The following is an 11,649-nucleotide window of genomic DNA, read 5'->3' on the forward strand; positions in this document are numbered from 1 at the left end:
GGGGGCGCGCGAGCCATGACGAAACGCTGACGTCGCCCCGCCGGTCCGTTCCTTCCCCCCGGTCGCCGCCCTAGCGTTCCGGTGTGACCCAGGCTCCCCTCCGTGACCGGTACGCCGGACTGCGCGGCGACCTCTGTGCCGCTGCCGCCGCCGCCCTGCTCGTCCTCGTCGCCGTGCTCGTCGGGCGGCACATCCAGGACACCCGCCGCACGCTCTTCGTCCACTGGCCCCCGCTGTTCGCCGACTGGGATCCGCACCTGGGCCCGGGCACGGCGGCCGCCGCCTTGGTGGCCGGCGCGGTGGTGGCCTACGGCCCGGCGGCCGCCGCCCGGCTGCCGTGGCGGGGGCTGCTGCTCGCGGCCTGGGCGTCGGCCCTGGCCTGGACGTGGTCGCTCGCGCTGGTCGACGGCTGGCGGCGGGGCGTGGCCGGCCGGCTCACCACCCGCAACGAGTACCTCACGGTCATCGGCCGCTTCCACGACGTACCGGCCGCCCTGCGCGACTTCACGCAGCACATCGTGAGCGGGTCCCCGGATCCGTGGCCCGCCCACATCGCCGGGCATCCGCCGGCGGCCACGCTCACCTTCGTCCTCCTGGACCGGGCCGGACTGCGCGGCGGCGGCTGGGCCGGCGCCCTGTGCATCACCGTGGGGGCGACCGCCTGCGTGGCGGTGCTGGTGGCGGTGCGGGCGCTGGCCGGCGAGCGCCCGGCCCGGCGGGCGGCGCCGTTCCTGGTGCTGGCCCCGGCCGCCGTGTGGGTGGGTACCTCGGCCGACGGCTACTTCGCGGCGGTCGCCGCCTGGTCCGTGGCCCTGCTGGCCCTCGCGGTGACCGGACGGTCCCCGGCCTGGGCGGCGGGCAGCGGCCTGCTGGCCGGCCTGACCTGCTACCTCTCCTACGGCCTCACGCTCTTCGCGGTCATCGGGGCGGCGGTGCTGGTGGCGGGCCGCCGCCGGGTCCGGGAGCGACCGGCTGTCCCGGCCCTGCTCCTGGCCGGAACGGCGGTGTTCCCTGCGGTGTTCACGCTCGCCGGGTTCGACTGGTGGGAGGGCTACCGGCTGCTGGTCACCCGCTACCACCAGGGCGTCGGCGGCACGCGCCCCTACGGCTACTGGGTGTGGGCCAACCTGGCCTGCGCGGTGCTGATCACCGGCGTGGCCACGGCGGCGGGTCTGCGACGCACCGTCACGGCACTCACCCTCCCCCGGCCGGCCCCCACACCCGTGCCCCGGCCCACGGGCCACCGCACGGCTCCGCCGACCGGGGCCCGGCCCGGCCGCCGGACGTCCTCCGCGACCGAGGCCGGGCCCGCCGGACACCGCGCGGCTCCCCCGCCCGCGACCCGGCCCACCGGCCATCGCACGGCCCCCGCGGCCGAGGTGCGGCTCGCGTTCCTCGTGGCGGCGGCCCTGGCCGCCCTGCTGGTGGCCGATCTGTCCGGCATGAGCAAGGCGGAGACGGAACGGATCTGGCTGCCCTTCGCGCTGTGGCTGCTCCCGGCCTGCGCGCTGCTGCCCCGCCCCCGCGCCTGGCTCGCCGCCCAGGCGGCCCTCGCCCTGGCGCTGAACCACCTGCTGTTCACGGGGTGGTGAGCGGACCGCGCGGGCGGACGCTCACGGTGTCGCGCCGGTTGCCGGCGCCGCCGTGGGGCGGGCGACCGGCCACGGCCCTGGGTGACCGCGGGCCGTGGCCGGCCGGTCGGGGGTGCGTCCCCCGGGCGCGGGGGTGCGTCCCGGGCGCGGGGGTGCGTCCCCCGGGTGCGGACCGGGCGGCCGGGTTCACCCTTCCCGGCTGGGGATCCCGGAGCGGAAGCGCCGGTAGAGCATCGTGCCGCCCATCAGCGAGGCCACGCTCGCCAGGGCGGTCGTCCAGGTGCTGTCCGCCCCGGTGTTCGCGAGCGTGGCGTGCGGGCGCTGCCGTACGACGACGGGGGCCGGCTCGGGCGTGGGGCGGGCCTTGGGCGGGTGGTGCGGCCGGGGCGGAGCCGGCGGCTCGGAGTGGACCGGCGGAGTGACGCGGGTGGGCGGTTCCTCACGGGGCGGGGTGGACCGGCCGGGCTCGTCCGGCCGGTCCGAGGTGTTCACGGACTCGTTGCCGAAGACGGGGTTGCCGATGCCCACCACGTTGACCGTGTTCCCGCTGACGTTCACGGGCAGATCGACCGGGAGCTGGACGCCGTTGCCGGAGATCAGGCCCGGCGAGTCCGTGACCGCGGCGTCGGCCGTGGCCCCTGCCGCCGAGGAGCCGTCCTTGCCGTGGGCGCCGTCCTTGCCGTGGGCGCCGTCCTTGCCGTGGGCGTGCCCGCCCGCGTTGGCGCAGCGGTTGCCCATGGCGGGGTTGAGCAGTCCCGCCACGTTCACGGTGTTCCCGCACACGTTCACCGGGACGTGCACCGGCAACTGGATGCCGTTGCCGGAGATGAGCCCGGGTGAGCCGGCCGCGGCGGCGTCCGCGGCGGAGTCGGCGTGCACCGGTCCCGCGACGGCCATGGCACCGGAGGCGGCGGCGACGGCGATCACACTGTTTCGGGTAACCCGTTTCATCGGTTCCCTGTCCTTCCAGATACGGTCGCGGGCACTCGCCCGCACCCGGTGAAACGCAGCGCAAACCGTGCAAGTTATGGCTTATCAGCCTTTCGCCTGCCAGAACGCGTGTCCGAGCGCACCGCGCACATGGCCGAGCGTGCCGCAGCGGTGGAACCGGGGAACTGGTAGCTCTCGGTACGGCAGCCGCAGCCGGAACCGATCGACTCAGGCACCGACCGAGGAACCGACCGAGACGAGGAGCGATGGCGACCACCGTGCGTGACACCAGGGCCGAGACCGCGCCCGCCAGCCTTCAACTGCCCGGGATCCTGCTGGGAGTGGGGCTCGGCGGGTTCCTGGACGGCATCCTGCTGCACCAGCTCCTGCAATGGCACCACATGCTCACCAGCACCGACCACGACCGCATCGGCGTGAAGTACTACGACCCGCACAGCGTCTCCGGGCTGCGGATGAACACCGTGTGGGACGGCGTCTTCCACACCGTGTGCTGGCTCGCCGTCCTGGCCGGGCTCGCCGTGCTGTACGCCCGGGTGACCACGGGCCGGCGGCGGGTGTGGGCCTCCCGGGTGCTGTGGGGCTGGATCCTGGCCGGCTGGGGCCTGTTCAACCTCGTCGAGGGCGTGCTCGACCACCACGTCCTGGGGATCCACCACGTGCACGGCGGGCCGCAGCAGCTCTGGTGGGACCTCGGCTTCCTGCTCCTCGGCGCGCTGCTGGTGGCCGGCGGCCTGCTCCTGCGGCGCGGCGCGCGGCCCCTGGACCCGGCGGCCCGCGGCGCCGGACGGGACGGGGACGCCGGCTGATGGGCCACCACCACACGCACCAGCAGGGGGACGGAGGTGTGCCGGGGGTGCTGCTGCCGGCGCTGGCGCTGCTGGCGGCCGCGGGGGGCTACCTGCTCCTCGCCCACCGGGCGCGCCGCCGCAACCCGGGCCGGGGCTGGAGCGCCTGGCGGGCCGCCGCCTTCTGCGCGGGTGCGGCCCTGGCGGCGGTGGCACTGCTGCCGCCTCTCGCGCCCTTCGCGCACCGCGACTTCCGCGGCCACATGGCCCAGCACATGCTCATCGGCATGTACGCGCCGCTCGGCCTGGTCCTCGGGGCCCCGGTCACCCTGCTGCTGCGCACCCTTCCCGCGGCCGGTGCCCGCCGCCTCACCGCCGTGCTGCACAGCTCTCCGGCCCGCCTGCTCACCCATCCGGCCGTCGCTCTGGCGCTGTCCGCCGGCAGCCTTCCGGTCCTGTACTTCACCCCGCTGTACGGCGCCGCCGCGGCCCACCCGGCCGGACACTGGCTGCTGCACGCGCACTTCCTGCTGTCGGGCTGCCTGTTCGCGCACTCCATCGCCGGGCCGGACCCGGCCCCGGCCCGGCCGGGTGTGCGGGTCCGGCTGGTCTTCCTGGGGTGTGCCATCGCCGTGCACGCGGTCGTCGCGCAGCTGATGTACGGCGGTTTCTGGCTGGCCGTGCACGCTCCGGTCCCCGAGGTCGAGGGCGGTGCGGAGATCATGTACTACGGCGGCGACATCGCCGAGCTCCTGCTGGCCGCGGCGCTCGTCGCCACCTGGCGCCCCGGACGCCCCGGGATCACGCGGACGGCGGCGTCCCGGATCGCCCTGCGGCAGCGCCCGAACACCTCGTAGCCCAGTAGTGGAATTTTCAATCACCATGCTCCGTTGTGGCCGCCGAAGGAGGTCACGAGTGGAGACGCAGAAGCAGACCACGTACTACGACCACGGCAGCCCCGCCGAGCGCTGGGAGCGCGCGCGCAAGTTCTTCGACGCGAAGGACTACGCGGGCGCGGCCCGGGTGCTGGCCGGGCTGGTCGAGGAGGTGCCGGAGCAGACCGGACCCCGGCTGCTGCTGGCCCGCGCCTACTACCACTCGGCCCAGCTGCGCCGCGCCGAGGCCGAGCTGCGCGTCATCGTGGAGCGCGACCCGGTGGAGCACTACGCCCGGCTGATGCTGGGCCGCACGCTCCAGCGGCAGGCCCGGCACGAGGAGGCGGAGCCGCACCTGCGGATCGCCTCGGCACTCGCGGGCGACTTCCCGCCGGAGTGACACGCCCGGCTCGGGCAGTCCCCGGGCCCGGGGCCCGGCCCTCCGGGTACCGGGCCCGCGCCCCGCGCCGGGCCGCGCTTCACGGCGTCCGGTGCGGGGACCTGGCCTTCTCGGGTGTCGGCCTGCCGTGCCGCGCTACCGCACGCCACCGGCTCCTCCGTAGGTGCGCCGGCCCCGCCGGTGCGCGATCTCGCCGAGGAGGACGTCCACACCGAGGAAAGCGGCCAGCGGGATGCCCAGCAGGGGCAGGAACCAGCCGAGCACGGCGATCGCGGCGAGGGCCGGCACCAGGAAGTGGGGCGGCACCTGCGCCCAGGCGCCGCGCGGGACCGGCCGGCCGAAGGCGGAGCCCCGGCCGCGCTGCCACCACATGCGGTAGCCCCAGACGACGAGCAGGATCAGGGCGACCGCGAGGAGCGCGAGGGCGATCTGGTTGACCAGGCCGAACAGGACACCGGTGTGCAGGTCGATGCCCCAGCGGGTGAGCTTGGCGAGCAACGGGTAGTCGGCGAACCGCAGCTCGTCGGTGACCTGTCCGGTGGCCGGGTCGACGGCGACGGAGTCCGCCTTGGTGGGCCAGGCACGCTGGATCTGCTTGACGACGTAGGCGCTGCCGGCGTCCGCGGGCGGCACGATCTCCACCGGGTCGCCCAGCCCCTCCGCCCGGGCCGCGGCGAGCACCTTGTCCAGACCCACGCCGTGCTCGGCCGTGCCGCCGCCCGCCGCCGCGCCATGCCCTGCGTGTTCACCGCCGGACACGGCCGCCGAGACGGACGGGGTGGCCTGGCCGAGGGAGGTGCGCAACTCGTCGATGTTCGCGCCCGCGTACGCGGACCAGGTCAGGCCGGTAGCGGACAGGAACAGGAAGCCGGCGGCGGTCCAGACGCCGACCGTGCCGTGCAGGCCGAGCGTGCGGCGGCGGCCGCTGGTGCCGCGCACCCCGCGCAGGGCGCGGCGCCGGGAGAACCACAGCACGAGGCCGCCGCCCGCGACGACCCACAGCCAGCTGGCGGCCAGCTCGCTGTAGAGCCGTCCGGTCTCTCCCAGGTGCAGATTGCCGTGCAGCCGGTCGATCCAGGTGCGCAGCGGCAGCGCGCCGGTGGAACCGAACTGTTCCCGCGCCCCGCGGACCGTGCCGGTGTACGGGTCGACGAACACGGCGAGGGTCTGCTCGGGGTCGACGCCCTCGACACCGGCGAGCAGCACCCGCGTGGTGGCACCGGCCTCGGGCGAGGGGCGGACGGCCGCGACGGTGCCCTCGGGGTGGGCCTTGCGGGCGGCGGCCACCTGGGCGGAGAGCGGCAGTTCCCGCTCCCCGGCCGGAACGGTCAGCTCATGGCCGTACACGAGCTTCTCGGCCTGGAAGGAGCCCGCGTACAGCAGGCCGGTGACGGCTGCGACGAGCAGGAACGGCGCGACGAGCACACCGGCGTAGAAGTGCAGGCGCAGCACGAGGGGACGCAGGGGTGCCCAGCGGCTGCGGGCGGCGGGGCGGGACGCCTCGGCCGGGGCGGTCGGGGGAGCGGTGGTCATCGGCGGGCTTCTCCGGGGTTCGGGGCCAGGACGGACCGTCGGCAGGGATGGTGACGGCGCTCCAGTGGTCGGACCGCGAAAGGGCTGAGTTCCCCGGGGTGTTGGTGAGCTGTGCCACAGGGAGCGGTGGGGGCGCGTGGCATGCTGACGCGATGGCACCTCCCCGTGAAGACTCACCGCTCGCCGAGCGCGTCGAGGAACTCCTCGCCGCCGGCGGTCCCTTGCCCATCGTCGCGGCCGGCCGGCCCGTCCTGCGGCGCGGCACCGAGCCGTACGACGGTCAGCTCGGCCCCGCGCTGCTGGCCCGGTTCATCGAGGCCCTGCGCGTCACCATGCGCGCGGCCCCCGGCGTCGGCCTGGCCGCGCCCCAGGTCGGGATCCCGCTGCGGATCGCGGTCATCGAGGACCCGGCACCGGTACCCGAGGAGGTCGCCGTGGTCCGGGGCCGCGTCCCGCAGCCGTTCCGGGTGCTGGTCAACCCGGTGTACGAGCCGGTCGGCGCCGCCCGGGCCGCGTTCTTCGAGGGCTGCCTGAGCGTGCCGGGCTGGCAGGCGGTGGTGGCCCGGCACGCCGAGGTGCGGCTGCGCGGCCAGGACGAGCACGGCCGCGCGCTGGACGAGGTGTTCACCGGCTGGCCGGCCCGGATCGTCCAGCACGAGACCGACCACCTCGACGGCACGCTGTACCTGGACCGCGCGGAGCCGCGCTCCCTGTCGACCAACGAGGCGGTGGCGGCCCTGTGGGCCCAGCCCGCACCGGAGGCGGCGGCCGAGGCCCTCGGCTTCGAACTTCCCTGACCGGTCTGTCGGTTGTCCCGGTCGGTCAGTTGTCCCGGTACGCCTCCAGCAGCCGCAGCCACACCTCGCTCAGCGTGGGGTACGACGGGACCGCGTGCCACAGCCGGCCGACCGGGACCCGGCCCGCGACCGCGATGGTGGCCGAGTGGATGAGCTCGCCGACGCCGGGGCCGACGAAGGTGACCCCGCGCAGGATCTCCTCCTCCAGGTCCACGACCATGCGGGCGCGGCCCTTGTAGCCGTCGCCGTACAGGCCCGCGCCCGCGACGGAGGAGAACTCGACGTCCACGGCGCGGACGCGGTGGCCGGCCTGCTCCGCCTCGGCGAGGGAGAGGCCGACCGCGGCGGCCTCCGGATCGGTGAAGACGACCTGCGGTACGGCGTCGTGGTCGGCGGTGGCCGCGTGCGCGCCCCACGGCTCCTCCAGCAGGGGACCGCCGGCCGCGCGGGCGGCGATCGCGGCACCGGCGACCCGCGCCTGGTACTTGCCCTGGTGGGTGAGGAGGGCCCGGTGGTTGACGTCGCCGACCGCGTACAGCCAGTCGGTGCCGGTGACGCGGAGGCTGTCGTCGACGTCCAGCCAGGAGCCGGGTTCCAGGCCGACGGTCTCCAGGCCGAGGTCGTCGGTGGCCGGGACCCGCCCGGTGGCGAACAGGATCTCGTCGGCCTCGATCCGCTCGCCGGTGCCGGTGACGGCGACGACGGTGCCGTTCTCCCGGGTCACGGACTCGACGGAGGTGCCGGTGCGGATGTCGGCGCCCGCCTCGGTGAGGGCCTCGGCGACCAGTTCGCCGGCGAAGGGTTCCATCCGGTTCAGCAGGCCCTTGCCGCGGACCAGGAGGGTGACCCGGGAGCCGAGCGCCTGCCAGGCCGTGGCCATCTCGGTGGCGACGACCCCGCCGCCGACCACGATCAGCCGGCCGGGCGCCGCCTTGCCGCTGGTGGCCTCACGGCTGGTCCACGGCCTGACCTCGGCGAGGCCGGGCAGGTCGGGCAGCCGGGCGCGGGTGCCGGTGCAGACGGCGACGGCGTGCCGGGCGGTGAGCGTGGTGACGGTGCCGTCCGGGCCGGTGACCGTGACCGTACGGGGTCCGGCCAGCCGGCCGTGGCCGCGGTGGAGCACGGCGCCGGTGCCCTCCAGCCAGGCGACCTGGCCGTCGTCCTTCCAGTGGGAGGTGTAGTCGTCCCGGCGGGCCAGTACGGCCGGGGTGTCGAGCGGGCCCCGCACCGCCTGGGCGAGGCCGGGCAGGCGGCGGGCGTCGGCCTGGGCGATGACCGGCCTGAGCAGGGCCTTGCTGGGCATGCAGGCCCAGTACGAGCATTCGCCGCCGAGCAGTTCGCCCTCCACGAGCGCGGTGCTGAGGCCGGCCGCGCGGGTGCGGTCGGCGACGTTCTCCCCCACGGGCCCGCCCCCGAGCACCACGACGTCGTACGCGTTGGATTCCGTTTCCGTCATGGGGTCAGTGTGGTGGGTGGTGTGGCCCGGGGCCACATGGGTACGCGCGGGGAACACGGGCGCACGCGCGTGGAATAGGCGGCCCGGCGGCTGTGTTTCCGCCGTCGGCACACCACCTACACAGGAAGTGGGAATCAGGCCATGAGCAGCACCGTGGAGCTGACCAAGGAGAACTTCGACCAGACGGTCAGCGAGAACGAGTTCGTTCTCATCGACTTCTGGGCGCCCTGGTGCCCGCCGTGCCGGCAGTTCGCGCCCGTCTACGAGAAGGCCGCGGCGGACAATCCCGACCTGCTGTTCGGAAAGGTGGACACCGAGGCGCAGCCGGAGCTGGCCGCCGCCTTCGGCATCCAGTCGATTCCCACGCTGATGATCGTCCGCGACCAGGTCGCGGTCTTCTCGCAGCCGGGCGCCCTGCCCGCGCCGGTCCTCGCGGACCTCATCGGGCAGGCCCGCCGGCTGGACATGGACGAGGTCCGCAAGGGCATCGCCGCCCAGGAGGGACAGGCACAGCAGTAGTCCGCGCCGGGGCCGCGGGCCGGGGTCAGCTGGACTCCCGCTGGACCACCGTGGCTCCCAGCACGGTGTGCACCTCGGGCTCACCGCCGGGGTCGCGCACGGCGCGGTCGACCAGTCCGGCGAGGTCGCGGCCCGAGGGCAGTTCGATGTGGACGGTGCTGAGCCGGGGCCGCAGCAGCCGGCCGAGCATCAGGTCGTCGGCGCCGATCACGGCGACGTCCTCGGGGACGCGCAGACCCTCGTCCTGCAGCGCGCGCATCAGCAGCATGGCGTACTCGTCGTTGTACGCGAACACCGCGTCCAGGCCCGACTCCGGCCAGCGGGCGGCCAGTTCCGCGGCGGCCTCCTCGGTGGGGGCCAGCGGCAGCCCGGTCGCGGTGGCACCGGTGCCGCGCAGTGCCTCGCGGACGCCGGCGAGCCGCGGCCGTGAGTAGATCTCGAGTCCGGGCTCCTCGGGCATGACGACACCGATCCGGCGCCGGCCCCGGGCGTACAGGTGGGCGCCCGCGCAGCGGCCGACGGCGTCGTGGTCCATGAGCACGGCGTGCGCTCCCTCGACGCGGTCCGGGCCGAGGGTGACGACCGCCCGGGCACCGGACCGCTTGAGGACGGCGACGCCCTGCGGGCCGAGGCCGGCCCCGGGCACCAGGACGGCGACGGGCCTCAACTCCGCCCAGGCGCGGGCGGCTTCGTCGCCGTGGAGGCCGACGCTGCCGTACTGGACGACGGTGTAGTCGAGCCGGCCCAGCGCCCACTGCAGTTCGTTCAGGAACCCGCTGTAGAGGGGGCCCACCGGGATGGCCGGGGCGGGCATGAGCACCATGCGGCTGTGTCCGGCGCGCAGGCTGCGGGCAGCGGCGTGCGGGACGTACCCCAGCTCCCGGGCGGCCTCGTGCACGCGCCGGCGGGTCGCCTCGCTGATCCGAACGGCGCTGGCGTTGTTGAGGACGTAGGAGACGGTCGCGCGCGAGACGCCGGCCAGGCGGGCCACGTCCGCACTCGTGGGCGTGTTCGGTATCTGCACCATGACAGTCGGCATCTTGGCAGAGGGGCGGGGGCCGGGAGCGGGCGGGTCGGCATGGTTCAGCGTTCGACGTTCGCCGAGGGGGCGGGGCCTCCGGCGTGCGGCCTCCGCCGCGCCGACCATGGGCGGGCCCGGCGGGCTCGCGCTCGCCCGCGTGCCGCACGAACCGGGCCTCGCGCCGGCCGCGCACCCCGGCAGGCCCGGCGTCCGCCTCACCGCGGGCGAGCGCGTCCCCGGTACGCCGATGTCTCAGCCGGCCCGGCCGGGGCGGCTGAGACATCGGCGTACCCCGCCTCAGCCGGCCCGTTCCGTGCCCGTCACCCGGGCGACCAGGTCGAGCCAGCCGGCCTCCAGCCGCTCCATCGGCATCCCGCACTGCCGGGTCAGGTGGTGGATCAGCGCGGGGTCGAGCGAGGCCAGCAGGGTGTGGGCCAGCAGGTCGCAGTCGGCGTGCGGCAGGATCTGCCGGAGCAGCATCGTGATGTGCGTGCGCAGGGAGCCGAGCGCCGGGTGGGAGAACCGGCGGGTCGGCTCCGGCTGGGCGGCCAGCTGGAGGTCCAGCTGCTCGGCCTGGCGGTAGAGCACCGCCACGCCGAACGCCCGCAGCCGCTCCAGCGGCGGCGCCCCCGGCCCCAGCGGCGGCGGCCCGCTCAGGAAATCGGCTTGCAGCTGCTTCGCCGAGTGGTCGAGGAGCGCCATCAGCAGCCCGGTGCGGTCGCCGAAGCGCCGGAAGACGGTGCCCTTGCCGACCCGGGCCGCGGCGGCCACCGCCTCCATGGTGACCCCGGCCACGCCGTGCTCCGCGATCAGCCGGGCGGCGGCCTCCAGCAGCCGGGCCCGGTTCCGCGCCGCGTCGGCGCGCAGGCAGGGCTCGTCGGAGGCCGGGCCGACCTCCAGCAACGGAGGGGTGTCGAGGGACTCCTGAGGCTTGGGGAAGGGCGGCAGGGCGCTGGACATGAAGACAGCGTAAAGCATCGGGAAGAAAACTGGACTGCGGTCCGTTTAGGGTGCTAGAAAACATAAGCGGACCCCGGTCCGGATCGTGACAAGCGATGATTCAGCCCCTTGGAGTTCCCATGTCTGTTCGCATCCTCGCGCTCGTCGGCAGCCTTCGCGCCGGTTCGCACAACCGCCAGCTCGCCGAGGCGGCCGTGAAGCTCGCGCCGGAGGGCGCCGAGGTCGAGCTCTTCGAGGGCCTGGCCGACGTCCCCTTCTACAACGAGGACATCGACGTCGAGGGCGGCGTCCCGGCCGCCGCCGTCAAGCTGCGCGAGGCCGCCCTGGCCGCCGACGCGTTCCTGTTCTTCTCCCCCGAGTACAACGGCACCATCCCGGCCGTCCTGAAGAACGCCATCGACTGGCTGTCCCGCCCGTACGGCGCCGGTGCCTTCGGCGGCAAGCCGGTCGCCGTGATCGGCACCGCCTTCGGCCAGTACGGCGGTGTGTGGGCCCAGGACGACACCCGCAAGGCCGTGGGCATCGCCGGCGGCAAGGTGATCGAGGAGATCAAGCTGGCCATCCCCGGCTCCGTGACCCGCTTCGCCGAGACGCACCCGGCCGACGACGCCGAGGTCGCCGCCCAGCTGACCGAGGTCGTGGCGCGCCTGCACGGCAACGTGGGCGAGGGCGCGGCCGCCTGAGCCGCCGGTATCCCCGGAGGGGGCCGGAGCCGTCGAGGCTCCGGCCCCCTCGGCGTCTCCGGCTGATCGGTCCGCGC

At 75.3% G+C, this 11,649-nt stretch carries 12 protein-coding genes; 7 read left to right on the forward strand and 5 right to left on the reverse strand.

Annotated features, from left to right (window positions below):
* Nucleotides 1–83: 83 nt before the first annotated feature.
* Nucleotides 84–1,592: a hypothetical protein gene (locus tag ABZ576_RS09840; protein WP_360738116.1), complete on the forward strand. Its 1,509-nt coding sequence runs from the start codon at nt 84–86 to the stop codon at nt 1,590–1,592.
* A 186-nt stretch (nt 1,593–1,778) separates the two neighbouring features.
* Here ABZ576_RS09840 and ABZ576_RS09845 read toward each other — a convergent pair whose 3' ends face one another.
* Complete coding sequence (locus tag ABZ576_RS09845) at nt 1,779–2,543, reverse strand: chaplin (RefSeq protein WP_360738119.1); 765 nt, start codon at nt 2,541–2,543, stop codon at nt 1,779–1,781.
* 245 nt (nt 2,544–2,788) lie between these two features.
* Between ABZ576_RS09845 and ABZ576_RS09850 the strand changes: the two genes are divergently transcribed.
* From ABZ576_RS09850 to ABZ576_RS09860, 3 genes are read left to right on the forward strand one after another with little or no spacing between them, the layout of a single operon-like run.
* A complete protein-coding gene (locus ABZ576_RS09850; RefSeq protein ID WP_360738121.1) occupies nt 2,789–3,349 on the forward strand; it encodes a DUF2243 domain-containing protein in 561 nt (186 codons plus the stop codon).
* The gene (locus tag ABZ576_RS09855; protein ID WP_360738123.1) at nt 3,349–4,185 is read left to right on the forward strand and encodes a cytochrome c oxidase assembly protein; all 837 of its coding nucleotides are present in this window, start codon (nt 3,349–3,351) and stop codon (nt 4,183–4,185) included. Before ABZ576_RS09850 ends, ABZ576_RS09855 begins: the two co-directional genes overlap by 1 nt.
* Nucleotides 4,186–4,243: 58 nt before the next feature.
* Nucleotides 4,244–4,603 carry a tetratricopeptide repeat protein gene (locus tag ABZ576_RS09860; RefSeq protein ID WP_360738126.1) on the forward strand — a complete coding sequence of 120 codons (360 nt, stop codon included), beginning with the start codon at nt 4,244–4,246 and terminating at the stop codon, nt 4,601–4,603.
* Nucleotides 4,604–4,738: 135 nt separating this feature from the next.
* Here the strand turns inward: ABZ576_RS09860 and ABZ576_RS09865 are convergent, their stop codons facing one another.
* Nucleotides 4,739–6,136 carry a PepSY domain-containing protein gene (locus ABZ576_RS09865; RefSeq protein WP_360738128.1) on the reverse strand — a complete coding sequence of 466 codons (1,398 nt, stop codon included), beginning with the start codon at nt 6,134–6,136 and terminating at the stop codon, nt 4,739–4,741.
* 152 nt (nt 6,137–6,288) lie between these two features.
* Between ABZ576_RS09865 and ABZ576_RS09870 the strand changes: the two genes are divergently transcribed.
* Nucleotides 6,289–6,933 (forward strand): peptide deformylase, encoded by a 645-nt coding sequence (locus ABZ576_RS09870; protein WP_360738130.1) that lies wholly within the window; start codon nt 6,289–6,291, stop codon nt 6,931–6,933.
* Nucleotides 6,934–6,958: 25 nt separating this feature from the next.
* On the opposite strand, the gene ABZ576_RS09875 is transcribed toward ABZ576_RS09870, so the two are convergent.
* Nucleotides 6,959–8,389: an NAD(P)/FAD-dependent oxidoreductase gene (locus ABZ576_RS09875; protein ID WP_360738132.1), complete on the reverse strand. Its 1,431-nt coding sequence runs from the start codon at nt 8,387–8,389 to the stop codon at nt 6,959–6,961.
* 141 nt (nt 8,390–8,530) lie between these two features.
* Here ABZ576_RS09875 and ABZ576_RS09880 point away from each other — a divergent pair, with 141 nt between their 5' ends.
* Entirely contained in the window at nt 8,531–8,908 is a 378-nt protein-coding gene (locus ABZ576_RS09880) for a thioredoxin family protein (RefSeq protein WP_360738134.1), read from the forward strand.
* Between the two features lie 25 nt (nt 8,909–8,933).
* Here ABZ576_RS09880 and ABZ576_RS09885 read toward each other — a convergent pair whose 3' ends face one another.
* Both ABZ576_RS09885 and ABZ576_RS09890 read right to left on the reverse strand, forming a co-directional pair.
* Complete coding sequence (locus tag ABZ576_RS09885; RefSeq protein WP_360738136.1) at nt 8,934–9,947, reverse strand: LacI family DNA-binding transcriptional regulator; 1,014 nt, start codon at nt 9,945–9,947, stop codon at nt 8,934–8,936.
* A 279-nt stretch (nt 9,948–10,226) separates the two neighbouring features.
* Nucleotides 10,227–10,907, reverse strand: coding sequence for a helix-turn-helix domain-containing protein (locus ABZ576_RS09890; protein ID WP_360738139.1), 681 nt, complete (start codon nt 10,905–10,907; stop codon nt 10,227–10,229).
* Between the two features lie 101 nt (nt 10,908–11,008).
* Here ABZ576_RS09890 and ABZ576_RS09895 point away from each other — a divergent pair, with 101 nt between their 5' ends.
* Entirely contained in the window at nt 11,009–11,572 is a 564-nt protein-coding gene (locus tag ABZ576_RS09895) for an NAD(P)H-dependent oxidoreductase (RefSeq protein WP_360738141.1), read from the forward strand.
* The last annotated feature ends 77 nt before the right edge of the window (nt 11,573–11,649 follow it).

The organism is Streptomyces sp. NPDC013455, assembly GCF_040632975.1.
GTDB lineage: Bacteria > Actinomycetota > Actinomycetes > Streptomycetales > Streptomycetaceae > Streptomyces.

Coding starts and splice junctions, on each gene's coding strand:
- ABZ576_RS09845 (WP_360738119.1), bottom strand. CDS start 2,543: ATGAAACGGGTTACCCGAAACAGTGTGATCGCCGTCGCCGCCGCCTCC.
- ABZ576_RS09850 (WP_360738121.1), top strand. CDS start 2,789: ATGGCGACCACCGTGCGTGACACCAGGGCCGAGACCGCGCCCGCCAGC.
- ABZ576_RS09855 (WP_360738123.1), top strand. CDS start 3,349: ATGGGCCACCACCACACGCACCAGCAGGGGGACGGAGGTGTGCCGGGG.
- ABZ576_RS09865 (WP_360738128.1), bottom strand. CDS start 6,136: ATGACCACCGCTCCCCCGACCGCCCCGGCCGAGGCGTCCCGCCCCGCC.
- ABZ576_RS09870 (WP_360738130.1), top strand. CDS start 6,289: ATGGCACCTCCCCGTGAAGACTCACCGCTCGCCGAGCGCGTCGAGGAA.
- ABZ576_RS09875 (WP_360738132.1), bottom strand. CDS start 8,389: ATGACGGAAACGGAATCCAACGCGTACGACGTCGTGGTGCTCGGGGGC.
- ABZ576_RS09880 (WP_360738134.1), top strand. CDS start 8,531: ATGAGCAGCACCGTGGAGCTGACCAAGGAGAACTTCGACCAGACGGTC.
- ABZ576_RS09885 (WP_360738136.1), bottom strand. CDS start 9,947: ATGCCGACTGTCATGGTGCAGATACCGAACACGCCCACGAGTGCGGAC.
- ABZ576_RS09890 (WP_360738139.1), bottom strand. CDS start 10,907: ATGCTTTACGCTGTCTTCATGTCCAGCGCCCTGCCGCCCTTCCCCAAG.
- ABZ576_RS09895 (WP_360738141.1), top strand. CDS start 11,009: ATGTCTGTTCGCATCCTCGCGCTCGTCGGCAGCCTTCGCGCCGGTTCG.